General features: G+C 64.5%; 17 protein-coding genes. 6 read left to right on the forward strand and 11 right to left on the reverse strand.

Features of this window, described 5'->3' with window-relative positions; genetic code table 11:
• Positions 1 to 61 precede the first annotated feature (61 nt).
• Together AC0L2F_RS27365 and AC0L2F_RS27370 are read right to left on the reverse strand one after the other, a co-directional pair.
• The gene (locus AC0L2F_RS27365; protein WP_007606390.1) at positions 62 to 1,087 is read right to left on the reverse strand and encodes a fatty acid desaturase; all 1,026 of its coding nucleotides are present in this window, start codon (positions 1,085 to 1,087) and stop codon (positions 62 to 64) included.
• A 167-nt stretch (positions 1,088 to 1,254) separates the two neighbouring features.
• The gene (locus AC0L2F_RS27370) at positions 1,255 to 2,691 is read right to left on the reverse strand and encodes a lipopolysaccharide biosynthesis protein (RefSeq protein WP_473250548.1); all 1,437 of its coding nucleotides are present in this window, start codon (positions 2,689 to 2,691) and stop codon (positions 1,255 to 1,257) included.
• Between the two features lie 308 nt (positions 2,692 to 2,999).
• Here AC0L2F_RS27370 and AC0L2F_RS27375 point away from each other — a divergent pair, with 308 nt between their 5' ends.
• Positions 3,000 to 4,067, forward strand: a complete 1,068-nt coding sequence (locus AC0L2F_RS27375; RefSeq protein ID WP_473250549.1) for an endo-1,4-beta-xylanase — start codon at positions 3,000 to 3,002, stop codon at positions 4,065 to 4,067.
• 12 nt (positions 4,068 to 4,079) lie between these two features.
• Here AC0L2F_RS27375 and AC0L2F_RS27380 read toward each other — a convergent pair whose 3' ends face one another.
• The 6 genes from AC0L2F_RS27380 to AC0L2F_RS27405 all read right to left on the reverse strand — a co-directional run bounded on the left by AC0L2F_RS27380 (position 4,080) and on the right by AC0L2F_RS27405 (position 10,477).
• Positions 4,080 to 5,030, reverse strand: a complete 951-nt coding sequence (locus tag AC0L2F_RS27380) for a DUF6492 family protein (protein ID WP_473250550.1) — start codon at positions 5,028 to 5,030, stop codon at positions 4,080 to 4,082.
• Between the two features lie 110 nt (positions 5,031 to 5,140).
• The gene (locus AC0L2F_RS27385; RefSeq protein WP_473250583.1) at positions 5,141 to 5,452 is read right to left on the reverse strand and encodes a DUF6036 family nucleotidyltransferase; all 312 of its coding nucleotides are present in this window, start codon (positions 5,450 to 5,452) and stop codon (positions 5,141 to 5,143) included.
• Entirely contained in the window at positions 5,412 to 5,624 is a 213-nt protein-coding gene (locus AC0L2F_RS27390) for a hypothetical protein (RefSeq protein ID WP_473250585.1), read from the reverse strand. Before AC0L2F_RS27390 ends, AC0L2F_RS27385 begins: the two co-directional genes overlap by 41 nt.
• Positions 5,625 to 5,753: 129 nt before the next feature.
• Positions 5,754 to 6,125: a hypothetical protein gene (locus AC0L2F_RS27395; protein ID WP_473250551.1), complete on the reverse strand. Its 372-nt coding sequence runs from the start codon at positions 6,123 to 6,125 to the stop codon at positions 5,754 to 5,756.
• 94 nt (positions 6,126 to 6,219) lie between these two features.
• Complete coding sequence (locus tag AC0L2F_RS27400) at positions 6,220 to 7,011, reverse strand: protein-L-isoaspartate O-methyltransferase family protein (protein ID WP_473250552.1); 792 nt, start codon at positions 7,009 to 7,011, stop codon at positions 6,220 to 6,222.
• A gap of 1 nt (position 7,012) precedes the next feature.
• Positions 7,013 to 10,477: an AAA family ATPase gene (locus tag AC0L2F_RS27405; protein ID WP_473250553.1), complete on the reverse strand. Its 3,465-nt coding sequence runs from the start codon at positions 10,475 to 10,477 to the stop codon at positions 7,013 to 7,015.
• A 142-nt stretch (positions 10,478 to 10,619) separates the two neighbouring features.
• Here AC0L2F_RS27405 and AC0L2F_RS27410 point away from each other — a divergent pair, with 142 nt between their 5' ends.
• From AC0L2F_RS27410 to AC0L2F_RS27425, 4 genes are all read left to right on the forward strand, one after another.
• Positions 10,620 to 17,066 carry an amino acid adenylation domain-containing protein gene (locus tag AC0L2F_RS27410; protein WP_473250554.1) on the forward strand — a complete coding sequence of 2,149 codons (6,447 nt, stop codon included), beginning with the start codon at positions 10,620 to 10,622 and terminating at the stop codon, positions 17,064 to 17,066.
• Positions 17,067 to 17,207: 141 nt separating this feature from the next.
• Positions 17,208 to 17,378 (forward strand): hypothetical protein, encoded by a 171-nt coding sequence (locus AC0L2F_RS27415; protein WP_473250555.1) that lies wholly within the window; start codon positions 17,208 to 17,210, stop codon positions 17,376 to 17,378.
• 245 nt (positions 17,379 to 17,623) lie between these two features.
• Positions 17,624 to 18,355 (forward strand): 4'-phosphopantetheinyl transferase family protein, encoded by a 732-nt coding sequence (locus AC0L2F_RS27420; protein ID WP_063993767.1) that lies wholly within the window; start codon positions 17,624 to 17,626, stop codon positions 18,353 to 18,355.
• The gene (locus AC0L2F_RS27425; RefSeq protein ID WP_007606364.1) at positions 18,352 to 19,332 is read left to right on the forward strand and encodes an LLM class flavin-dependent oxidoreductase; all 981 of its coding nucleotides are present in this window, start codon (positions 18,352 to 18,354) and stop codon (positions 19,330 to 19,332) included. The genes AC0L2F_RS27420 and AC0L2F_RS27425 overlap by 4 nt, the downstream gene beginning before the upstream one ends.
• Before the next feature lie 139 nt (positions 19,333 to 19,471).
• On the opposite strand, the gene AC0L2F_RS27430 is transcribed toward AC0L2F_RS27425, so the two are convergent.
• The 3 genes from AC0L2F_RS27430 to AC0L2F_RS27440 form a co-directional block, all read right to left on the reverse strand.
• A complete protein-coding gene (locus AC0L2F_RS27430; protein ID WP_473250556.1) occupies positions 19,472 to 20,497 on the reverse strand; it encodes a histone deacetylase family protein in 1,026 nt (341 codons plus the stop codon).
• Positions 20,498 to 20,623: 126 nt separating this feature from the next.
• Complete coding sequence (locus tag AC0L2F_RS27435) at positions 20,624 to 21,565, reverse strand: SMP-30/gluconolactonase/LRE family protein (protein WP_063993769.1); 942 nt, start codon at positions 21,563 to 21,565, stop codon at positions 20,624 to 20,626.
• Complete coding sequence (locus AC0L2F_RS27440; protein WP_473250557.1) at positions 21,522 to 23,594, reverse strand: PQQ-dependent sugar dehydrogenase; 2,073 nt, start codon at positions 23,592 to 23,594, stop codon at positions 21,522 to 21,524. Before AC0L2F_RS27440 ends, AC0L2F_RS27435 begins: the two co-directional genes overlap by 44 nt.
• A 206-nt stretch (positions 23,595 to 23,800) precedes the next feature.
• On the opposite strand from AC0L2F_RS27440, the gene AC0L2F_RS27445 reads away from it, so the two are divergent.
• Complete coding sequence (locus AC0L2F_RS27445) at positions 23,801 to 24,034, forward strand: DUF6894 family protein (RefSeq protein WP_007606355.1); 234 nt, start codon at positions 23,801 to 23,803, stop codon at positions 24,032 to 24,034.
• Positions 24,035 to 24,040 lie beyond the last annotated feature (6 nt).

Genomic DNA, 24,040 nt, shown 5'->3' on the forward strand with positions numbered 1-24,040 from the left:
CCATTCGGCGGCCGCGCGGGGGCGGCGTAAGCTAAGCCACTGGAGTCAAGACACTGCCTTTTCAAACAAGCTTGGCTGCCTTGCCAAACAAGGCCGCCTCGCCAAAGGAGACGAGCCGCTGCCGCTCCTCGTCCCACAGGGTCAGCCGCACGGTCCGCAAACTCTGGAGCAGCGTAATCCGCCCGACACCAGCGAACTGCGGATGGTCGCGCAAGACGTCCTGCAAGCGATAGCAGGGAATTCGACTGGATAAATGATGGATGTGGTGAACGCCGATATTTGCCGTGAACCATCGCAAGACAGCCGGCAGTTGGTAGTGAGAGCTGCCGTGCAGCGCGGCGTCGTGAAAATTCCAGGTCTCGTCGTGGGCCCAGTGCGTGTGCTCGAACTGGTGCTGGACGTAGAACAGCCAGACACCGATCGATGCCGCCAGAACAACGATCGGCAGATGCACGAGCAGGAACGGCCCATAGCCGACCAGCTGGATCATCGTGACGGCGAGAACCGCGAGGCCGATGTTCGTGCCCATCGTGCTCAGCCAGGGTTTCCAGCCGCGACGCATCATCCCGACCGGCAATCGGTGCTTCAAGATGAACAAATATGTGGGACCGACGCCAAACATCACGAGGGGATGTCGATACAAGCGATACAGCGTCCGACGCCATCGCGACCGCCCGAGAAATTCGCGCGTGGTCAGCGTATCGATGTCGCCCAGGCCCCTGCGATCGAGATTGCCGGAGTTCGCATGATGGCCTGCGTGATTATGCCGCCAATAGCCGTATGGCGTCAGTGTCATCACACCGATGGCTCGGCCGACCCAATCGTTCGCAACGCGGCCGCGGAAGAACGAGCCGTGTCCGCAATCATGTTGGATCATGAAAAGGCGGACCAGCAAACCCGCCGCGGGCACCTCCAGCAGGAGGGCAAACCAATAGCCCTGGTCAAGAGCGGCCCAAATCAGAGCCCAGAGGACGACGAACGGTATCGCTGTAATCGCAAGTTCGAGGATACCCCGTGTGTTGTCGGGCTCGCGATAACGGGCGAGCAACTGCGCCGATGCGCGGATTTCCGGTATTCCTTGGCTCATATCTGCTCTGCTCCCGACATGCCGCCCAAGAAGCACGGTTATGGCCACCGACGCAACAAAATCGCCCTCCGCCTGGACAGCTTCCCGTCGGAACCGAGCCATCGCCAGGCCAAGCGGCGCTTTCAGAGCTTCAGACGGTGAGGCCGAGCCTCGTCAGACATCGCGGCTTAAACGCCCAGCGCCTTGCGGTTGAAGGTGCGCAGGAAACGCAGCGACAGCGTCCGGACGTTTGCGACGTTCAGCAACCAGCCGGCAGCGGCATAAGCCAGCCCGCCGGCGAGGCTCACGACCATGAGCGGGACGAGGCCGATCCCATTGACCTGGGATCGTGCCAGGAGGATCGCAGCCGCCATCGCCGCAGCGGAGACCGCAACGCCGGCGAGGCGGTGGAGGTCGAACGGGACCGGATGGGCGCGATGCATCAGGACGACGGCAACGAGGAAGCCGATCGCTTCGGTTGCGAGCGTCGCCAGCGCCGCGCCGTAGAGGCCATGGCTGGCCACCAGCACGAACATCAACGCGACGCTGACGACCAGCGTCAGGAACGACTGCGCCGCCAGCATGAACGGTCGTTCGGCGAGCTGGAAGCTGATCTGCACGTAGAATTGATTGGCGATGCCGAACAAGCGCGCGAGCACCAGCGTCGGCAGCAACGCCGACACGCCGGCGCGGAAGTCGACGCCAACGAGTGTGCCGGCGACCTGGTCGGCTGCGAGCGCGAGCCAGACGGCGACGGGCGCGACCACGACGAGCAGAAGCTCGAGGCTCTCGGTCAGCCGCTCCCGCGTCGTCTCGGTGTTTTTCTCCGACAATGACCGGAACACCAGCGGCACGGTCGCCGCGGCGACACTGGAGGCGATCATGACCATGAACTGTCGCGGCAGATCGGCGGCGACGCCAAAGATGCCGGCGGCGTCCTTGCCGAGCAAATAAGCCACGATGAGGCGGTCGCAGGCTGAATAGACCGCAACGGACAATCCGGCCAGCGTCAGCGGCAGGCCGTAGCGCGCGAGCTGCACGAACTGGCTGCGCTGAAAGCGCGCGATCCTGGTGCGGTCACCGACGAGGTTCAGGACGATCCCGGCGAGCGAACCCAGGCCGAAGGCGGCGAGCAGTCCCAATCCACCCCAGCCGAGCCAGATGCCGAGCAGGCCGAAACCGACGCTCGACACGCTGCGCACGATCGAGATCGCCGCGAACCTGTAAGGGCGCAGTTTTGCGCGCTCGAACTCCTGGCCGACATCGACGGCATTCGCCATGATCGCGACGAACATGCTGGCCAGCAGCAGCCCAACGCTGAGATCGCTGCGGAACAGGAAGACCAGCGGCGTGGTGGCGCAGAGGACGGCGACGGTCAGCGCGAAGGCGACCATTGCCGTGCCGCGGAAATCCACCTCGGCCGACATCGCCTGATAGCGCGACACCGAGAGCTTGATCCAGGCGAAGAAGATCGCGCCTAGAATGCCCGCCAGGCTGATGCCGACGACATAGACGCCGTACTCCGCCGGCGTCAGCAGCCGGGTGTAGGCCGTGACGGCGAAGAAGCCCACCGCCGCAGGCAGGATGTAGGCGACGAGATAAATCGAGAAATGGCGGTTCAGCATGCGAGCACGGGACCGGCAACATTGTTGCGAGTGTGACGGCCGTTCATCAATTGGACCATGGCAGGGCGAACGAACTGCGCCGCAACATCCCTCAAGAGTGTCACATAAGTCTGGAGATCGGGCGGCGAATGCGGCTTTGAGGGCGCTTTCGCAGGTTAGCGTTAAATTTGCCCTTCCCTGACCGGGGGCGTGGCCACCGAAAGGAACCACGATTTCGCAGCTGGCAAAGTTAACCCAACGAGGGGAAACCCCGGCGTTGCAAGGCGTCGCTTGGTACGATGGCGCGTTGGCTCCGATTAAGGAATGCCGTGACCAGGCTCGACAGACGCGAATTTCTCCTCGGCAGCGCCGCGGCACTCGCGGCGGGCGCATCGCCGTCCGCAGCGACGGCGTCGAAACTCGCCCAGCGCAATCAGGGATTTGGTGCCGCGGCCACGCTCTGGGATCTGCAAGCCGATCCCAGGCTCGGCGAAGCCATCAGCACCTATTGCACGCAGGTGGTTCCGGTGCTCGAGCTGAAATGGCCGATGCTGCGTCCCGACGCGCACACCTTTGCCTTCGAACGTGCCGACGCGATCCTGGATTTCGCCCGGCAGAACGACCTGACGATGCGCGGGCACGCGCTCGCCTGGTATCACGACATTCCGGACTGGACCAAGCAGATCAAGGATACCAAGGGCGTCGAGCGCGCCTATGTCGACCACATCGGCACCGTCGTCTCCTATTACAAGGACAAGCTGACGTCGTGGGACGTCGTCAACGAGCCGATCCCGGACAATCCGCGCAGCCCGAAAGACCGGCGCGAGTCGTTCTGGACGCAGCATCTGGGCAATCGCTGGATTCCGCTGGCGTTCCGCACGGCGGCCGCGGCCGATCCCTTCGTCAAGCTCGCGATCAACGAATACGACATCGAGTCGGCCAAGGACACGTTCATCGCGAAACGCGCGGCCTACCGCCATCTCATCATGGAGCTGCTCGACCAGGGCGTGCCGTTGCACGCCGTGGGACTGCAATCGCATCTGCATGCCGAGCTCGAGATCGACACCCATGGGCTTGCTGAATTCGTCACCGAGCTGCGGTCCTGGGGGCTGGAGGTCTATGTCACCGAGCTCGATGTCGACGACCAGAAGCTGACGGGGACGCCGGCGGAGCGCGATGCCATCGTCGCCAAGCGCGTCGACGATCTCTTGACCGCGATCTCGACCAGCGGACCGGTGCGCTCGATCCTGACCTGGGGCCTCTCGGACCGCTACAGCTGGATCAACGGCACCTTTGCGCGGGCGGACAAGCAGCCGAACCGCCCCTTGCCGCTCGACGGCGAATTCAAGCCGAAGCCGTTCATGAACGTGATCAGCAAGTTCACGAAGGACGCGTGAAGGCGCCGGGTCTCAGCGCGTCTTCGGAGCCTCGAACTGAACCTCGTCCCCGATGTCCTCCGGAGAAAGGCTCGGACTGCGACGGTCGCGCGAGCTGAGACGGAACACGTCGCGGATGTCGTCGATCGAGGTCGACGAATAGGACTGGATGCACAGCGCCACCTGGTCGGGCGAAGCGGCGCGCATCATCGCTTCGATGGCCGGACGGTCGAGGCAAGTGTCGTCCCAATGCGAGACCGCGATGCTGTCTTCGGTGACCCGATGGGCGGCCAGGTGCGCGGGCGAGTTCGCGACGAAATGGCCGTACATGAGATATTCCGAGAACTTCTTCTTCCGGCATAGCGCCAGAACCCAGTTCAATCCCGTCGCCGACTTGATCGCGACGGTCATCGCGCGCGCGGTGTCCTTGTCCCAGACCAGCGCGTTGCCGACATAGTCGTCCGCGGGGAAGGACCGGCCCTTGATGCCAAGGAGCTGATCGACGGTGCGGAGCCACAGGACATGCAAGGGGTGGGCGGCGTCGATCCCGTTGCGCGTGACGAATAGCGGCGTCTTCTCAGCGCCGGCATATTGGCCGACGTCGTATTCGCGGAAGAACAGATTGTCCGAATCCAGGATGCAGACGCGCTGCTCCGGCGCGTTGAGGACGCCAGCGATCTTGAGAATCTGCTGGATGTGCCAGCCATGAACAGGTGACGACAGCAGCGACAGCCAGACGCGCCGTTTGCTGATGAACTGGAGAGCCGGCGGCAGCGCCCACAGCCATTTCGGCAAATAGCGCGAGGCCGGAACGATGACACGCTTCTCGGAAGCGAACCGCGCGAACAGCGGCAGATCCTCATCGTTAACGAGAACATAATGCCGCGTGTAGCCCGTCAACCAGGTGTCGATGCTCTCGCTGAGCAGCGAAAAGCGATCGATATCCTTGGCGTAGCTGGCGGTCAGCAGGGCAACGGAATGCATAGCGCGCGCTCGTATGGCGATGGGCCGTACTCATAGCGGCGCATAGATAGGCTGGAAACTCACAATCTGAATCAAGGTAAAGCGAAACAGAGGGGTGACCGCAGGAAAGGCTAGCCTTCGGACGCAAGGCTTCTGACGTAGGCGATCGCTTGCTCAGCTACGGTGGGATCGAGATCCGTTTTACGCATCCTTTGCTCAATCAGCTCCAGGTCCAAAGGCCGGGTCCCATGGATCGCGCTGACGAACCTCTTGTCCCTATCATCCAACCTGGCGAGTTTTGACACGACGAGGTCTTCCAGCGCAGACGCCACGCCGGTCACCGTCCGTCCCCCGACTTCAGTTTGTACCCTGACCGCCCGGTTCAGCCATCCTCTCGGGAGCTTAGCCGTCGTCTCCATCGACGCCATCGATGTAGAAACCATGCGTGCGGTGGAACTGGCTTTCAGATCCAAAAAGGCCGTCGATGTGTTCAGACGCAATGGGCTGCACACCGTCACGCGTGTGCTTGGCCTCCTTCATTCCCCAGACTTTTGCGTTTGCTGGAAAGGCATCGATTTCCGGCGATTGCCTCGTCGCCTCTGGCGCATCGGACATGGAAGCCAGTATGGCCTGACTGCCAACGATGTACACCGTATCCGTGTCAAATGCGAAGGCCAGGGCTCTGACGACTCTAAGCAAGTCCTCGAAATCACGTACGGGGGCCACCCTCAGCCATCACAGATCTCAATCAGAAGCAATTTGAGTACTCAAGGCGCGTTCGACGATTCGTCTTGCAGCTCTTCGTAGCCGGATGCGCATGTCGTAATCCCCAAAATGGACGCCTTCGGTGAGAAAGAATGGCGACGAATTGCGCAATTTGACCATCACGCGATCGCGACTGATCAGTTTCACCGCAAGTTCTCCAGTCGGAAGAGCAAGCAACTCCTGCCACTCGCGCACGAAAGGCCAATCGGTAAACTGGTCAGCCTGACGGGTATGAGCTGCTTTGGCCTTTTCGACCAAAGATGGATCGCGGCGAAGCCTCCGCACGATCAGCCGATGCATCATCAGCTTCGCGGTATCGCCAACCACACCTTCGTTCAATCCGTCATCCATCTGTTCATCCGGGCCCAGCTGCAAATATAGACAACTCGCCGGGAACAAAACAGGGTGCAACTTCCCAATAGTTACCACTTTGGCGCGGTGAGCCCTAATCCAACGGCAGCCCCTGCTCGATGCCGCGAAAGCGCAGCGGCGCCAGCGCGGAGGCGCGCTGCCACCAGTCGGCGACGCGGTCGTCGAGCGCGGTCACGCCTCGACCCTGACCGGGGAAGATCCGGATCTGCTGCACCGTCTCGGCTTCGAACCCCTTGCCCTTGCGGGTGATCTTGAGCGCGGCGCCTTCGCGGTCCCGCTGGGTCAGCGGCACCAGAAGCCGGCCGCGCGGACGAAGCGACCGAAGCCAGAGCGAATGCGGCTGCGAGAAGCCGGCATGAACGATGATCACGTCGGCGGGTTCGCCGATGTCCTCGCATCCGTCGCCATGGACGACCGCGACGTTGCGATAGGCGCCAAGATAGGTTGCGGCGCGCGCCGCAAGCCGCTCGTCGCATTCGATCGCCCGCACCTTGCCTTTGGGCCCCACGATCTTCGACAGCACGGCCGAGAAATAGCCGAGCCCGCAGCCGATCTGGACGACACGGTCTCTTTCCCCGACCTCGAGCAAATCGATGAAGTGCGCCCACAGGCTCGGCAGCCCGGTGTCGAGCTTGCGGCGCGCATCGATCGCGACCAGCACATTGTCCTGGAGATGAACGGGATCGGCATCCGGCGTCAGCCGATAGTTGCGCGCCGCCTCGCTCTTGATGCGCCAGGGTCCCTTCGCCAGAAACTTTTCGCGCGGAACAGTGGCGAGGGCTTCGAGCAGGCGCGTCGAGGAGATCCGCTCGCGCCTTGCGATCAGCTCCACGTAACGCGTACGCGCGGCGGCAAGGTCGCTCATCTCACGGGATGGCCTGTGCGCGAACAGGCGCGTCCGCGCCGAGCTCGTCGATCAGTTGCATCGCCTGTTTCAGGTCCGGCGTGGAAAAGCCCTCGCTGAACTTGCCGACGATCGGTACGAGCAGGAGACGAGCGTGCTCGCGCTTTCCGGATTCGTGCGACAGGCGCGCGAGGCTGACGGCGGTGCGAAGCTCCCACGACAGCGCGCCCTGCTTGCGCGCGATCTCCAGCGACAGGTTGAACAGATCCTCGGCCTCCTGCACCGAGGCCGGATTCCCGTCCGACATGGTGATTTCGCCTTGCAGGCGGTAGACTTCGGCGAGGTAGGAGTGGTCGCCGGTCCGTCTTGCGGTCGCGAGCGCACCGTCCAGCGCGCGCAAGGCGGCATCGCGCATCCCGACTTTGGCGTAGGCCTCCGCGAGCAGGCAGCGGAACCAGCAGCCGGCGAGCCAGGAATCCATCGCTTCGTATTCGTCAAGGCCGAACCGCATCTGGCTGAGACCTTCGTCGGCCTCGCCGAGCTGCGCCAGCGCCCACCCGCGCAGGATCGCCGCCTGCTGCTTCCAGTGCAGGAAATTGTGCTCGGTGGCGATGATCATGGCGCGGTTGGCGTGGTCGCGCGTGCCCTCGACATCGCGCAAATGCTGGCAGAGATAGGCGCCGAACACGAGCGCGAAGGCGAGCGTGAAGGGATGGCGGATCTTCTCGGCGTTCGCGATCGCCTGCTCGCTGTGCTGGCGCGCCGCGTCCGGCCGGCCGAGGAACCACAGGAGGTAGCCGAGATAGGACAGCGAGACGACGCCGGGATCGGTGCCGTGCCGCTCCATCAGATCGGAGTGCAGGTCGGGGCTGTAGAGGTTGATGCAGCGATGCAAATGGTGCTGGGACGCGGCAAAGCGCCCGCGATAGAGCATCGTCATCGCGATCGAGCGATGCGCCTCGATCAGATAGCCGGTCTGCTGCGCCGGTTGCGTCCCCTCGTTCAGCCGCTCGCGCTTGGCGAACTTCAATAGCTCGACGCTGAGATCGTGCGCGCGGGTGAGATCGGCGCGGATGAAATGACAGACCCAGAGCCCGCGAGTGGCGGCGAAGGCCTTTTCGTCGTCGTCGAGCTGCTGGCCGAGTTCGAGGGCGCGGACGTAGTTCTCCTCGACCTCCTGCACGGCATAGCCCTTGGCGGCGATCAGCGCGTTGCCGAGCGCGATGCGCAGTTCGAGCTCCATCTCGTCGGCGCCCTGCATGCGCGCATTGGCCTGCACGACGCTGAGGCCGCGGCCCAGATGCCCGATCGCCTCCAGATTGGCGCCACTCTTGGCCGCCTGCTTGCCGGCCTTGAGCCAGAAGCTGGCGGCGCTCTCGCTCTGGCCGGATTCGGTCATATGATGGGCGAGCAGTTCCGGTTCGCGCTCGGTCTTCTCGGGATACATCTCGGCGAGCACCTGGGCGATCCGGGAATGCAGCTTGCGCCGCTCGCTGTGCAGCAAGCTCGCATGCGCGGCGTTCTGAATCATCACGTGCTTGAAGGAGTAGAGCGCGTCGGGCGGATGGCCGCGGCGCATGATCAGCCCGGCCTCCTCCAGGTGATTGAGCGCGGCCTCGATCTGTTCGGCGGGCGTATTGGCGACCGCGTGCAGAGTCTCGTAGGAGAATTCGCGACCGATGGTGGCGCCGATCTGCGCGATCCGCTTGAACGGTCCCATCCGGTCCAGCCGCGCCATCAGCGAGTCCGTCAGCGTCGCCGGGATCGCAAGCTGCCGCCACGGGCCCGACAGCACATAGCGCCCGTGCCGTTCGGTCAGGAGGTTGGATTCGAGAACCGTCTTGGTCAGCTCCTCCAGGAACAGCGGCACGCCGTCGGTCTTGACGATGATCTCCTCGATGACCTCCTTGGGAAGCTCGCGTCCCGCCACGCGCTCGACCAGCGTCGCGCGCAACTGCCGGCTCAACCGGTTCAGCACCAGGGTCGTGATATGCGAATGGGCGTTCCAGCTCGGCTGGAATTCGGTGCGCGCGGTGATGATGACCAGGATCGGCCGGTTCTGCGCCCGGTCGACCAGGAGATCGATCACCTCACGGGATGTCGGGTCGATCCAGTGCAGATCCTCGAATGCGATCACCAGCGGCTGCTCGCGCGCGAGGCCGAGGAAATGATTGACCAGCGCCGCGACGGTCGCATCCTTTTGCTGCTGCGGCGACAGCTCCAGCGGCGGATAGCGGTCGCCGGTCGGAATTGACAACAGCGCGGCAAACAGCGGCGCAACCTGCTCGATGTCGCCATGAGCGGCGGCGATCGCGGTCTCCAGGCTCGCCAGCGACTGCACGGACGCATCCTCGCGATCGAGGCCGAGAGAGAATTTGAGCTGCTCGGCGAACGGATAGAACGCCGTGGAGGTGTAATAGGGCGAGCACTGGAACGAGACCTGTCCATGGCGATCGCCCGCGATCCGGTCGAATATCTCCTGGATAATGCGCGACTTGCCGATGCCGGGCTCGCCGAACTTGACCACGACCTGGCCCTCGCCGTCCTTGGCCTGCTGCCAGCGCCCCATCAGCAGCGCAATCTCCTCCTCGCGGTTGACGAGCGGGGTCAGCCGCGTGCCCATCGCGGCGGCGAAGCGGGTCTCCACCCGCGAGGCGCGCATCACGTGCCAGGCCTGGGCCTTCTCCGAGATGCCCTTGAGCGCGTGGACGCCGAGATCGCGGTAGTCGAACTTCCCCTTCAGCAGCGACTGGGTCGACGTGGAAATCACCACACCGTTGGGCGGCGCCAGGCCTTGCAGGCGCGCGGCGAGATTGACGGTTTCTCCGACCGCGGAGTCGCGCTCTTCGGTACCCTGTCCGACGAGGTCGCCAACCACGACGAGACCGGTTGCGATGCCGATGCGGACGGCGGGTGAGTGGCTGAGCGCACCGCGCGGCTCGATCGCGCGGGCGGTCGACAGCACCCGGACGATTTCCAGCCCCGCGCGCACGGCGCGCTCGGCGTCGTCCTCATGTGCGGTCGGATAGCCGAAATAGACCAAAATACCGTCCCCGACGAAGCGGGCAGCAAAACCTTCGTAATGCTTCACCACGCGGACGCAGGTTTCGCGGAAGCTCGCGATCATGTCGCGCACGTCTTCCGGATCGAACTGCACCGAGAGCGAGGTGGAATCCACCATGTCGCAGAACATGGTGGTGAGCTGACGCCGTTCGGCGCCGACCTCCGTCCGGACTTGCGGGCGCACCGTCGCGTCGGACTTTTCCGCGGTTTCGGCCCGGAACAACGCGGTCATGGCCCGCTGGAGCCGCTTCCGATCGCCGAGCGGCAATCCGAGCTCGACGAGATCGGATTCGGTCAGGTCTCCCATGACGTCGAGATCGAGACGGTGCTGCGCGAAGAGATCGGTATAGTGGCTAAGACCGATGCCCTCGAGCCAGCGCTTCAGCCCGCCTTCCGTTCCCGTGCCCGGCTCATTCTCCAGCATGGTGATTCCGCCCGACCAATTACTCCGTCGAAGGGCTTAGGGCCCCGCAACCACAGATTTTGGGGCCAAAACTTCACCTCAGACTGGACGCGTTCCCCAACTTCTTGGAAGAATAGCCCAATCGGATCAAAAGGGAACGGAATTGTCGGACGTCACAGGCCCAGCCCCGCGGGAGTCAGCGAGCACGACGGCCGAAGCGAAGATATTCGCGGATATCGGCGGTCTTCTCGATTTCCATGCCCGCAAGACGCCGGCGGCCCCCGCCCTCCTCGCCCCCGGCCGGCCGGTCCTCAACTACGGCGGGATTGGCGAGCGGACGCAGGATCTGGTCCGCACGCTGCGCGGGCTTGGCATCGCCCCTGCCGACCGTATTGCGGTTGCGCTGCCGCGCGGTGCCGACAGCGCACTGGCCCTGATTGCGGTCGCCTCAAGCTGCGCTTGCGTCCCCGTCAATCCCGATCTGACGGCGGACGAGCTGCAACGCTATTTCAGCGAATTGAAGCTGACGGCGCTCGTCACCCGGGCCGACACGAACTCGGCGGCCCGCGATGTCGCCAAGACGCTCGATATTGCCGTGATCGATTTCGTGCCGGGGTCGCAAGCCGATCTCGGCGGCTGTACGTTCGTCGGGCCGGCGGTTGGACCGGCGAGCAGCAGCGGCGCCTCGCGCGGCGACGATGACGCGTTCATCCTGCTGACCTCAGGCACGGCGGCGCGGCCGAAGATGGTGCCGCTGACGCATCGCAACGTCTGTCTCTCCGCCTACAATGCCAGCCGCGTGCTGTCGCTTGCGTCCCACGATCGTCTGCTCAACGTCCTGCCGCTGTTTCACGCCCATGGTTTGATCTCGGGCCTGCTGACGGCGCTGGCCGCGGGCTCCAGCGTGATCTGTACCGAGGGTTTCGACGCATCCTCCTTCTTCGGCTGGATGCGGCAGCTGCAACCGACCTGGTACACGGCAGTGCCGACCATTCATCGCGCGCTGCTGACGGCGGCGGAAGCGAACCCGGATCTTGCCCGATCGTCGCTGCGCGTGATCCGCTCCGCCTCGGCGTCGCTTGCGCCTGCGATCCTCGACGGGCTGGAGGCGACGTTCGGCGTTCCCGTGCTCGAGACATACGGCATGACGGAGGCGGCCTCGCAGATCGCGGCCAATCCGTTCGAGCTGCGCAAGGTCGGATCGGTCGGCCGCGCCGCGGGCCCCGAGATCGCCATCATGGACGAGGCGGGCCGTGCGCTCGCCAGCGGCGAGCCCGGCGAGATCATGCTGCGCGGACCCAACATGAGCCGCGGCTACTATAATGACGAGGCAGCGACGCAGGCCGCCTTCCGCAACGGCTGGTTCCGGACCGGCGATCTCGGCTATCTCGACGCCGACGGCTATCTCTTCATCGTCGGCCGTATCAAGGACGTCATCAACCGCGGCGGGCAGAAGATCTCGCCGCTGGAGGTGGAAGAGGTTCTGCTCAGCCATCCGGCAGTGCTGGAGGCCGGCGTGTTTGCCGTCCCGCACCAGAAGCTCGGCGAGAACGTGGCCGCAATCGTGGTGCTGCGGCCGAATTCCGAGGCGACCTCGGACCAGTTGCGCCAGTTCGCACGGAAACGGCTCGCGGCCTACAAGGTGCCGAGCCTGATCCGCAGCGTGGCGACGCTGCCGAAAGGCGCCAGCGGCAAGGTCAAGCGCAATGCGCTCGCCGAGCTGATCGCAACAGTAGGCGGCGGCGAGGAGGAGGCGCGTCTGCCGCACAACGCGCTGGAGACCGAGCTCGCCGGGATCTGGGCCAATTTGCTGGAGCTGCCGCAGGTCGGGAGCGATCAGGATGTCTTCGCGCTCGGCGCCGACTCGCTCGCGGTGACGCAGATGCGCTCGCGCCTGCGCGAACGCTTCAATGTCGATTTCTCGTTCGAGGACGTGTTTGATTGCGCCACGGCCGCCGCGCTTGCGGCCCGGATCGAGACCGCTGCAACCCAGACGATGCTGCCGGCCTGGCGCCAGGCCACGGAAGCAGACGCGCCGCTGTCGTTCCAGCAGCAGCGGATGTACGTGCTCTCGCGGCTCGATCCCACTCGCTACAATTATAACGTCGTCGAAGTCGCGCTCCTCAAGGGTGGGCTCGACGTCGCCGCACTCTCTACTGGCCTCTCCGCGGTGTCGGCGCGCCATGAGGCGTTGCGGTCGGTCATCGTCGAACGCGAGGGCGAGCCGGTGCAGCTTGTGCTGCAATCGCCGCCGCAGTTCGAGCGGATCAAGCTCAAGCCCTGCCCCGCGGACAAGCGAGCCGCTGTTGTCAGGCGCGAAGCGTTCCGGCTCGCACAACATCCGTTCGACCTCGCGCACGAGGCGCCGCTGAAGGTCACGCTGCTCTCGTTCGACAAGAGCAGCCACGCGCTGGTGGTCAATGTCCATCACCTCGTCACCGACGGCTGGTCGCAGCGGCTGTTCTGGGAAGAACTCGCCACCCATTATTCGGCAGCGCGCAGGAACGACGTGGCGGCACTGCCTTCGCCCGCCTTCCAGTACCGCGACTTTGCGCTCTGGCAGCAGAGCTGGGCGCAGTCGCCGGCGGCCAAGGAGCAGCTCGATTACTGGCGGACGCAGCTGGACGGCGTCACCACGCTGCCGCTGCGGACCGACCGGCCAAGGCCGGAGGTCTGGAGTGGTCACGGTGCCCGTCACTATCTCGAATTCTCCAAAACTCTGTCGGCCGACCTGCGCGCGCTGAGCCAGAACCAGGGCGTCACGCCCTTCATGACCCTGCTCGCCGTATTCCAGTGCCTGCTGTTCCGCCACACCGGACACGAGGATGTCGCGACCGGCTCGCTGATCGCCAACCGCAACCAGATCGAGAGCGAGCGCCTGATCGGACTGTTCGCCAACACCGTGATCCTGCGTAATGATTTTGGCGGCGATCCGAGCTTCGGCGACATGTTGCGCCGGGTGCGGCAGGTCACACTCGATGCCTACCGCAACCAGGACCTCCCGATCGAAGAAGTCCTGCGCGCGCTTCAGATCGCGAGAAGGACGGACGGCAATCCGCTGTTCCGGATCATGTTCATCCTCCAGAATGCATCGATCGAGGCGGCACGTTTCTCCGGTCTGTCGACGCGGCGGATCGAGATCGATCCAAAGGTGGCGCGATTCGACATCACGCTCGAACTGGTCGAGGCCGACGGCCGTTTCACCGGCTTCTTCGAATACGCCACCGATCTGTTCGACGCGGCGACGATCGAGGGCATGGCCGCTCAGTTCAAAACCCTGCTCAAATCCGTCATCGCCGATCCCGAGCAGCGCATCTCGCACTTGCCACTCCTGACCGAGGCCGAACGCCGGCAGCAGCTGGCGCAGGGCCGGGGCGTGCCTGCCAATTTCGCCACGCGCGGCAATCCGAGCGAACGTTTCGACCGCCAGGTCAAGAAGACCCCGAACGCGATCGCGGTGTCGGACGGCCGCACATCCCTGAGCTATCGCGAACTGGCGCGCCGCAGTCAGGCGGCCGCGCGCTGGCTGGCGCTCGAAGGCGTCGGCGCCGAGGCCGTGGTCGCCTTGCTTGCGGATCGCGGGCCCGACCTGCTTGCCGCGATGATCGCCGTGCAACACGTGGGCGCCGCCTTCCTCAATCTCGATCCCGACCAGCCGCCGGCACGGCTCGCAACCATCCTCGGATCGAGCGGCGCCCGCATGCTGCTGACCGGACGGGCGCAGTCGTCCATGGCCGAGGCACTGCTCGAACCGCTGGTCGAGCGCATCCAAATGGCCGAACTCGAGGACGCCATCGCGCCAGCGTCGAGCAAGCCGGCCCGTGCAACGCGGCGCGCGGCGTCGAGCCTTGCCTATCTCATCTACACTTCCGGCTCCTCCGGCGCGCCGAAGGGCGTCATGATCGAGCAGCGCGGGCTGTCGAACCATCTGGCCTCGCTCATCTCCGAGCTGAACCTCTCGTCCCGGGACGTGATCGCGCAGACCGCGCCGCAGAGTTTCGTCATCTCCGTGTGGCAGTTCCTCGCGGGGCCGATGGTCGGCGCGCGCGTCCATGTCTGCGGCACCGCGATCGTGCAGGACCCGATTTTGCTCGCGCGCGAGATCGAGCGCGAGGGCATCACGGTGCTCGAGATCGTCCCATCGCTGCTGCGCGTGATCCTCGATCGCATGGACGAGGCACAAATCCGACGCGCCTTTGCGAGGCTGCGCCTTCTGATCTCGACCGGCGAGCCGCTGCCCGTCGATCTCTGCAAGGCCTGGTTCGCCCGCTGTCCGAAAGTGCCGCTGATCAATGCCTATGGTGCGTCGGAATGCTCCGACGACGTCTCGCTGCATCGCCTGACCAGGGCGCCCAGGACCACGACGGGCAACGTCCCAGTCGGCGCGCCGCTGCCGAACACGCGGCTCTACGTGCTTGACGCAGGCCTGCAGCCGCAGCCGGTCGGCGTGACCGGCGAGCTCTGCATCGGCGGCGCCGGTATCGGCCGCGGCTATGTCAACGATCCCGCGCAGAACCGGCAGCGCTTCCTGCCCGATCCGTTCTCGCGCAAAGCAAGCGGCCGACTGTACCGGACCGGTGACCTCGCCCGCCGCCGCGCCGACGGCACGATCGAATGCCTCGGTCGCGCCGACCATCAGGTCAAGGTCCGCGGCTACCGTATCGAGCTCAAGGAGATCGAGAACGCGCTTGCCGACCATCCCAGTGTGCGCGCCGGCATCGTCGAGCCGCGCCGCGAAGCGAGCGGCGATATCAGGCTGATCGCTCATATCGTCGCAAAATCCGGCAGCCGGAGCAGCGCCAGCGAGCTGCGCGACTTCCTGAAGAGCCGGCTGCCGGGCCATGCCATCCCGTCCGCGTTCCTGTTCCTGGATCAGGTGCCGCTCAATGCCCATGGCAAAATCGATCGGGCCGCGCTGCTGGCGCCGGCGCAGCAGGAAAAATCCGGACCGGATGCGGCCGTGCCCGCGCGGCGCTTCACCGAAAAGGTGCTGTCCGACATCTGGATCGACCTGCTGAAGGTCGAGAGCCTCGGCGTCACCGACAATTTCTTCGACCTCGGCGGCCATTCGCTGCTGGCGGGCCAAGTCATGGCGCGCGTCGCCCGGGCGCTCGGCGTGTCGCTGCCGATCAAGACCATCTTCGAGGCACCGACGATCGACGAACTTGCCCGGCGGGTCGACGAGGCCGTGGCGGCAAAGCCGCGCAAGCCGGCCGCAAGTTTCGCAAGGCTGGCTACAGCGAGCCTGGCCGAAGGCAGCCCTCCCATGCTCTCGATCGCGCAGGACCAGATGCTGCGGATCGAGCAGAATCTTTCGGGTTTGCCGCTGTTCAACCTGCCTTTCGCCTTCCGTCTCCAGGGGCCGCTCAATCTGGCCGCATTGGCGCAGGCGATCGATGAGATCGTGCGCCGGCACGAATCGCTGCAGACCCATTTCGGCTGGAGCGGCGGGGAGCCCGTCAGCCGCATCGCCGCGCCCGGCGCCCTCGGCCGTGTCCTGACCGTCGAGACGATCGGCGACGGTCAGCCCCACAACAACAAGCGGCGCAAGGCGCTGGAGCTCCGCAAGATCAATCTCCTGATCGAACAGGAGACCTATGTCCCGATCGACACCACGCGCGCGCCGCTGCTGCGCGCCCGGCTGTTGCGGCTCCACGATTGCGATCACATGTTGCTGCTGACGCTGCACCACGCCGTTGTCGATGGCTGGTCGATCGGCGTGCTGTTCGAGGAATTATCGAACCGTTATGCGGCGCTGGCCGGCCATCGGTCGATGCCGCTGCCGAAACCGCCGCCGGCCTTTTCGGACGTGGCGCGCTGGCAGCGCTGGTGGTGCGGCACCGATGCCGCCCGCCGTCAGACGGCCGACTGGACCGAGAATTTGCGCGGGGCGGCTCCCCTCTTCGAGGGCGTATCAAGGCCGGGCCCGTCCAGGGGGCACCATCCGGTCAGCCTCGAGCGTGAGCTGATCGGCCGGCTCGCGCCCTTCGCCGGGCAGCACAATTGCACGCTGTTCATGTGCCTGCTGACCGGCTTGAAAGCCGTGCTGCTGGCGCGGACCGGCCGCCACGATATCTCGATCGCCACCGCCATGGCCAATCGCGCCCAGCCGGACACCGACCGGATCGTGGGTCCGTTCGAGAACACGGTGATCGTTCGCACCAAAATCACGCCGGAGCTGTCGTTCGCGCAGGCCGTCGCCCGGGTCCGCCAGAGCGTGCTTGACGCGCATGCGCGCCAGGAGCTGCCGTTCAACATCCTGGCCGACCATCTGGAGCAGGAGGGGGTCAATCCGGCCTCGCTGCTCCAGGTCTATTTCACCCTGCAAAATCCGCTGCGCCAGCCGCTCGATCTGCCTGATCTCACGACAGGATCGATCGGCAACATCGCCCGCGAAGGCCAGCCGGTGCTGCCGATCGACCAGACCTGGCTGTCGCTGATGCTCAAGGAGCGGTCGACGGGAATCAGCGGTTCGTGCAATTACAAGAGCGAGCTGCTCGACGGCGCTACGGTCGGCCAGTGGATGGAGGATCTCGTCGCGCTGCTCGGGGCGGCTCTCGTCCAACCCAATGCGCCACTCGGCCGATTGCTCGATCGCAGGGCGGCATGACCGGCCGCAGAGCACGGGCGAATACGGGGTCACTCGTCAAAGCTGTGAATGACCAAGTTGCATCTTGATTATTTGGCGCCATCGCGCAAGATTATTCTCGCGTTTTGATTTGGACGATTATTTTCAACCGGGGAGTTCGTTATGGGTTTCATCAAATTTACCAAGGGCACCTCGTTGAGCGACAAGGACCGCAAGGCCCTGCAGAAGTTGCTCGGCGCCGAGAAGAAGAAGTTGCAGTCCGCGCTGAAGGACGTCGACGCCAGTATTTCGATGCTGGGCGGCTCCAAGAAGAAGAAGAAGAAGAAGTCGTAAGACTCGTCGGCCGGGACGCCGCACGAATCTTCAGGCTTCAGTTTTCGGGCTTCAGTGTTCAGATTTGGCCGCTCGCGTGTCGAGTTGGGGTCTCGCACAAGCTTGCGCCCGTAAACCGGCCAGCAATCGACAAGGATTCGCCCGAGTGGACCGCTAGAAGCGGTCCGCTCAGTTGATTCTTGCTCAGTTGATTCTTCCGTCATGGCAGGGGATTTGGCCCCGGCCTGACGCCATGGGCCCAATTGATGGCAGACGACAGAATTGAACTGTTTGTCGGACTGATCGAGACTTTCGACGCGCCGGATGCGGTTGATACGTGCCGGCGCCTGCTCTCGGTCGACGAACGGGTACGAGCCGACCGCTTCATGTTCGAGCGGCACCAGCGGCAGTATATTTTCGCGCATGCGATGTTGCGCCTTGCGCTCTCGCACGTCGCACCTGAGGTCGCACCCACCGACTGGTCGTTTGCGGCCGGGCGTTACGGGCGGCCGTTTGTCGCATCGCCCAAGACTTCGAGCACGCTGCATTTCAGCCTGTCGCACGCCGACGGCTGCGTCGCCTGCGTCGTGTCAGGGCATGAGGCCGTCGGCGTCGACGTCGAGACCGTGTCGCGTCGGGTGGCGCCGCTGTCGACCGCGCTTCGGTTCTTCGCGCCGGAAGAGGTCGAAACGCTGCGCGGGCTGCCGGAGCCCGCCGCGACTGATCGCTTCTTCGACTACTGGACGCTGAAAGAAGCCTATCTGAAGGCCAGGGGATTCGGCCTCAATTTGCCGCTCGACGCCTTCGCGATGCAGGTATCGCGCGAGGCGATCGAGATCAGCTTCAAGCCTGATATCGCCGACGATCCGCAAGGGTGGCGATTCCAGCTGATCTCGCCGTCGCCCTCGCATCGTCTCGCGATTGCCGACGGCTCCCGCGCCAGCGGGGGCCTTCCCATCACCCGCAATGCGTGGCCGCTGCAGGAGGCGGCTGAATGACACTGCCGCGGCTGCGCGTCTTTCCCGCGATTTCGCGCAACCGCGACCCCAAGAAATATGTCGGCGAGCTGATGCGGGTGGCGCAGTTCGCCGACCGCAACGGCTTCGAAGGCATCCTGCTGTTCGAAGGCAACGACGTGTTCGTCGAGCCCTGGGCGATGGCCCAGCACATCATCAGCGAGACGACCCGATCCTCGCCGCTGATCGCGGTCAATCCGGTCTACATGCACCCCTTCACGGCGGCGAAATTCGTCTCGTCCTTTGCGCAGCTCCACGGCCGCAAGGTCTATCTCAACATGATTACGGGCACGGCGGTCAGCGATCTGCAGGGGCTGGGCGACGAGCAGTCGCATGCCGACCGCTATGTCCGGCTCGGCGAATTCGTTGCGCTGATGCGCCAGTTGCTGGCAAGCCCGCGGCCGGCCACTGTCGAGGGGCGGTTCTACCGCGCAAGCAACCTGCAACTGCGGCCGCGCCTGCCGCCGGAGCTGATGCCGGAATTTCTGGTCGCGGGCCAGTCCGAGCCGGCACGGCGCGTCGCAAAGGAGACCGGCTGCATCAAGATGCAGATGCTGCCGCCCGATCTCGACCGTGGCCTCGATGCGCCGGGCGTGAATTTTGGAATTTTCGCCCGCGAGGGACGCGAAGAGGCACGGCAAGCGGCAAAGGCGCGCTTCCGCGACAATGCCGACGATCGCGAGCTGCTCGTGCTCACCGTGGAGAACAGCGATTCCGTGTGGAAACGGCGCCTCTACGAGGGCCAGAGCGGCGAGCTCGCGGACAATGGCTATTGGCTGCTGCCGTTCCTGACCTTCCAGGCCGACTGCCCCTATCTCGTCGGCAGCTACGCGGAGATCGGCGCGAAGCTGAAGGAATTTGCCGCGAAGGGGCTGACCACGATCATGCTCGACATGGTCGCGGACGAGACCGAGATGCAGCACGTCTGCAAGGCGCTCGCGGCGAGCGGGATGTTTTGAGTTGTGGATGAAGTCGACCTAACCATCCACATCGTCATTGCGAGCGTAGCGAAGCAATCCAGAGTCCCTCCGCGGAAAGATTCTGGATTGCTTCGCTACGCTCGCAATGACGGAGAATGATGGCCTACTCAGTGAGAAATCACCGCGCCTCTTCGAATCCGGCCAGCACCGAGGTCAGGTTCGCGCCGAGGATATCCGAGAGATAGCCGCCCTCCTGCACGAACACGGTCGGCAGGCCCATCTTCGCGATGGCCTGGCCGATGCGGCGGAAGCCGGGCGTGGTGACGGCTAGGCCCTTCAGCGGATCGTGCTCGGAGGCGTCGAGGCCGAGCGCGATGACGAGGGCGCCGGGCGCAAAGGATTCGATCGCCTTGCGTGCGACGTCCATCGCATGGATATAACCGTCATCGCCGGTGCCGATCGCCAGGGGAATGTTGAGATTTGTGCCGAGGCCGGGACCTTCGCCGCGCTCATGCGCGTAGCCCCACACGTAAGGATAATACGCGACGGGATCGGCATGGATCGAGACCGTGTAGACGTCCGGCCGCTGGTAAAAGATTCCTTGCGTGCCATTGCCGTGATGAACGTCGACGTCGAGGATCACCACACGCTCGTGCCTCTGCCGCAGATGCGCCGCCGCGATCGCGCTGTTGTTGAGGAAGCAGAAGCCGCCGGCCATATCGCGATAGGCGTGATGGCCGGGCGGCCGGCAGAGCGCATAGGTCGCGTCCTCGCCGTCCATCACCATCTGCGCCGCGGTGACCGCGACGTCGGTCGCAGCGCAAGCCGCGGCCCAGGTGCCCGGGCCGATCGGCGCCGCGGTGTCGGCGGTGTGCCAGCCGAGCTTGCCGACGATGTGGGTCGGATAGGTCGCAGCGTGGCGCACCGGATGGATGTTGCCGATCATCTCCGGTCCGGAATCGCCGAGCGCGGTCCACGCGTCCCAGGCCTCGCTCAGGAACGACAGATATTCCGGACTATGGATGCGCGCACGCGGTGCCTGCCCAAATGTGGTTGGCTCGACCAGGTGATGCTTGCCGTCCTTGAGCCCTTTGAGCAGGCGATCGGCACGCTCGGGCTGCTCGGTGGTGCGCTTGACCACACCGCGAACCAGGAAGAATTGCGGATCATGTCTGCGATGCAGCTCGGTATGGACGGCTTTCACTCGAACACTCCGTGGACGCTTTGAGGGTGCCACAGATGTCTAAATCTCCGCGGCGGCGAGATGCAAGCAAGAAGAATGCCGTCCCTGTCGCGCCGCCCTGCGCCGGAAGCAGATCGCTCGTGAAGCTCAGCAGCGCCCGCGCTGGAGGCAGTGCTCGCGGCCCTGCTGGTCGGTGCGGAAGGACTCGACGAAGCCGCCCTGACGCTGGGTGACGAAGATCGTCTTGCCGTCGTGGCCCCCGAAGGCGAGGTTGGTCGGCTCCTTGGCCCTGAGCGCGATCTCCCGCTCGACCGCGCCATTGGCCTTCATCAACGTGATCGTGCCCTTGAGGATGCGCGCGACATAGAGGCGGCCGGCCACGTCGGTGCGCAGGCCGTCGACGGTGTCGGGCTGAAACGCCTTGACGAGTTTTGGACTGGTGAGCTCGTTGCCGCCGACCGTGTAGGACCAGATCTGGCCGCTGCTGGATTCCCCGACATAGAGCGTCTTGTCATCGGGGCTGAGATCGATGCCGTTGGTCGTGCCCATCGCGCGCGGCGCCGACATGAGCTGTCCCTGCACCGTTCCGTCGGCTCCCTTCGCGATGCGCCAGATGTGACCTTCGCGACCTTTCCAGTTCGGATCGCTCGCGTAGATCGTGCCGTCGCGGGCGATGGTGATGTCGTTGGGCTGGTTCATCTCGTCGGAGTGAAACCAGAGGGCGGGCTCGATCGATCCCTTCGGGATCGCGAAGATGTTGTGCTTCTTGTAGTCGGCGATGAACATGGTGCCGTCGCGCGCGAAGCGGATGGCATTGCCGATGCTGCCCTCGGGCAGCGCCGTGAACGGCTCGGACGCCGCGCCGCCGACAGGCAGCTTGCCGATGGTGCCGGGCTTGCCGAAATTGACGACGAAGAGATTGCCATCGAGATCGGCGGCAGGCCCTTCGATGCCGAAGGTGTATTCGCCTGATGGCGTCACCTGCACGCTTTCGAACAGTTTTGTTTCCGCTCGGGCCGGTGCCGTCGCAAGGACGAGAACAACGCTACTGCACAGGCGCCAGAAATTCCTGCCGGATGTAATAGCCATCGCCGTCGCTGCACTCGCCATTCAGATAGGGATCGGCCGGCCGGAAGAAGCGGCTGAAGCCGGGTTTGTCTACAGCGTTCCTTTGTGTCACGACGACGACCTTGGCAGCCGGTATTTCGCCGCATTCCTTGTTGGTTTTGCCAAAGAACTTGCGCTGCGGCGGGCCCGGTTTGATCCGCATCCGGATTCCTGGAACCATTTTTGACACCAGCAGATCCGCCGTGTCGAGCAGGCGCGTGTAACCAGGCTCGGCCTTCGGCAGGCCTTCGCCACCCGGCGGCATCAGCTTCTCTGCGCCTAACCCACGAAGCCGCGTGCGCAACTTGCCGGAATCGGGATCACCAGGATAGATCCAGCCATCCTGCGACAGCATGAAGCGAAGCACCGTCGCGTCCTTCTGTGCGTCCGATTGGCCCGGCTTCAAGCCGAAATCCGAGTGACAGCCGACGCAGTGCTTTTCGACGAGGCCCTTGCGCAAATTGGTGAGCCGGACGCTGTTCTGCGCGTCCCTGGCCACGAAGACCGCCAGTTGATCGATCAGCGCCTGGCTGCGCACGTCGCAGGGCAACGGCGGCGGCGCATCGCCCGCGGCGCGGTCGATCCGGATCACGGTCTGGTTCTTGTCCTCGACCAACCAGATTGCGCCGTCCTCCGCGACCGTCATGCCGACCGGGGCGCCCTGCGGCCGCGCGCCGTTGACGCGGTGCCAGCCTGCGATCAGCTCCTCGAACGGCGCAGCGGCGACGTCGCCGGCCTCGGTCTGAAAACTGTGGGTCGGATCGGCCGCGCAGCTGACATGATAGCGCACCGGCGACGGAGCAGGCTTCGGGAAGCCGTGGTCGTCGACGTCATAGACGATGATGCGGCTGCCGGTCGGGCGATAGCCATGCAGGCCGACCAGCAGCTTGCCCTCGAGCTCCGGAAATTTCGCGCCGTGATAATAGAGCATCGCGAGCGGCGCGCCGTGCGGCGGCAGCAGCGAGAACGGCGCCTTGTAGAGAGCGTTGGCGGTGCACAGCGATTTGTAAACGCCCGACTGCGATACGATCCTGAATTCGGGGCTCGGCGTCGACAGATCGTAGCAATAGGGCCAGCCGTAATGCCTGCCCTGCTCGATCGCGTTGATCTCCTCGTTCGGCTTGAAAATGTCGGGCAGGTCACGGCCGTTCTCGCCTTGCAGGAAGGCATAGCCCGCATCGGGAAAGTTCGGGTGCAGCGCCAGCGCCATCGAGTTGCGCAGGCCCCGCGCATAGACGCCGTGCGGCGGGTCGGGTTCGCCAGGCTTCAACGCCGGGAAGATACCGCCCGGGGGCGGCGTGAACAGCCAGATCGACGCCATCGCGGAAGCGCCCTCGGCCGCCGCGCAAGGTCTCGTGATAGGCGCCGGCGTGATGCAGTAGTCGCTGTGTGAGCCGATGTTGACGAACAGCCGGCCGTTCTTATCAAAGACAAACTGCTTGAGTGGATGCGCGCTCTCGTCGACCCTGGTGCCATCGGGCAACATGATCCGGCGTCCGGGCATGTGACGGACGATGGTCTCGACCGTGTCGCGCGGATTGTCGGCGAGCGGATCGAACCGAAAGATCGTCTGCGCGCTCGAGGCATAGAGCTTCTTGTCCGGGCCGATCACGAGACCGAACGGATATTCGATTGCAGTCAGCAGCTCCTTGAACCGCTGTCCCTGGGGTGCCCGCGGGTCGAGCAACAGCAGCCGGCCATCGGTATGGCCCCAGCCCGCCATGTCGGCGACCACGAACAGGTCACGACCGGGCACCTGGATGATCGAGCGCGGGAATTTCAGCGGATCCTCCTCGCTGGCGACGAGGCCAGCGCAAAATCCCGCCTTCATGTCGATCTGGATTCTGGGAAAGGCGAGATCGGCGCTGCCGCAGGTCTCCGTGCCGATCGCATAGCCGCTCTTGCGGACCGGTTCTGATGAGCCTACCGAGGCGAGGGTCAGGAGGACCACCAAGGCGCCCGCGCATGCATGCAGGCTTCGGCTTTCACGCCAAAATGTGAGGTGGTTCACGGCGCCTCCCGGACTTTCCGTCCAGGGTTGTTCCATGCCGTGGGAATGCCGTCCAGTTGATCAACACCCCCTTGTGATCAAACCAGCAGGGGGCTTGGCGCCGACCAATCTCCGTAGATTCCCTTACCGGGCTCGACCCGAATGTTTCGCGAAGGCTTGGAATGGTATCGGTTTGCCGTCCCAATCGCTCCCAATAGGAGACGCATATGGTCCAGGTCTATTTTCATTGCTCCAACTTGGACGGCACGCTGATCGATCGCAGCGGCACAGCCGTGACCAACCTGACCGAGGCGCGCGACCGTGCCGCCCAGATCATGAACGCGATGATCCTGACGCCCGGCGCTGAGGATTGGCGCGACTGGGTGATCCATGTCAGCGGCTCCGACGGCGAGGAGATCTTCGACCTCCCCTTCACTGCCATGCTCGGCAAGCCGCACTGAGGTGAT

The sequence above is a fragment of the Bradyrhizobium sp. Ken64 genome, from assembly GCF_055807555.1.

Coding starts and splice junctions, on each gene's coding strand:
- AC0L2F_RS27365 (WP_007606390.1), bottom strand. CDS start 1,087: ATGAGCCAAGGAATACCGGAAATCCGCGCATCGGCGCAGTTGCTCGCC.
- AC0L2F_RS27370 (WP_473250548.1), bottom strand. CDS start 2,691: ATGCTGAACCGCCATTTCTCGATTTATCTCGTCGCCTACATCCTGCCT.
- AC0L2F_RS27380 (WP_473250550.1), bottom strand. CDS start 5,030: ATGCATTCCGTTGCCCTGCTGACCGCCAGCTACGCCAAGGATATCGAT.
- AC0L2F_RS27385 (WP_473250583.1), bottom strand. CDS start 5,452: ATGGTTTCTACATCGATGGCGTCGATGGAGACGACGGCTAAGCTCCCG.
- AC0L2F_RS27390 (WP_473250585.1), bottom strand. CDS start 5,624: ATGTCCGATGCGCCAGAGGCGACGAGGCAATCGCCGGAAATCGATGCC.
- AC0L2F_RS27395 (WP_473250551.1), bottom strand. CDS start 6,125: ATGGATGACGGATTGAACGAAGGTGTGGTTGGCGATACCGCGAAGCTG.
- AC0L2F_RS27400 (WP_473250552.1), bottom strand. CDS start 7,011: ATGAGCGACCTTGCCGCCGCGCGTACGCGTTACGTGGAGCTGATCGCA.
- AC0L2F_RS27405 (WP_473250553.1), bottom strand. CDS start 10,477: ATGCTGGAGAATGAGCCGGGCACGGGAACGGAAGGCGGGCTGAAGCGC.
- AC0L2F_RS27415 (WP_473250555.1), top strand. CDS start 17,208: ATGGGTTTCATCAAATTTACCAAGGGCACCTCGTTGAGCGACAAGGAC.
- AC0L2F_RS27420 (WP_063993767.1), top strand. CDS start 17,624: ATGGCAGACGACAGAATTGAACTGTTTGTCGGACTGATCGAGACTTTC.
- AC0L2F_RS27425 (WP_007606364.1), top strand. CDS start 18,352: ATGACACTGCCGCGGCTGCGCGTCTTTCCCGCGATTTCGCGCAACCGC.
- AC0L2F_RS27435 (WP_063993769.1), bottom strand. CDS start 21,565: ATGGCTATTACATCCGGCAGGAATTTCTGGCGCCTGTGCAGTAGCGTT.
- AC0L2F_RS27445 (WP_007606355.1), top strand. CDS start 23,801: ATGGTCCAGGTCTATTTTCATTGCTCCAACTTGGACGGCACGCTGATC.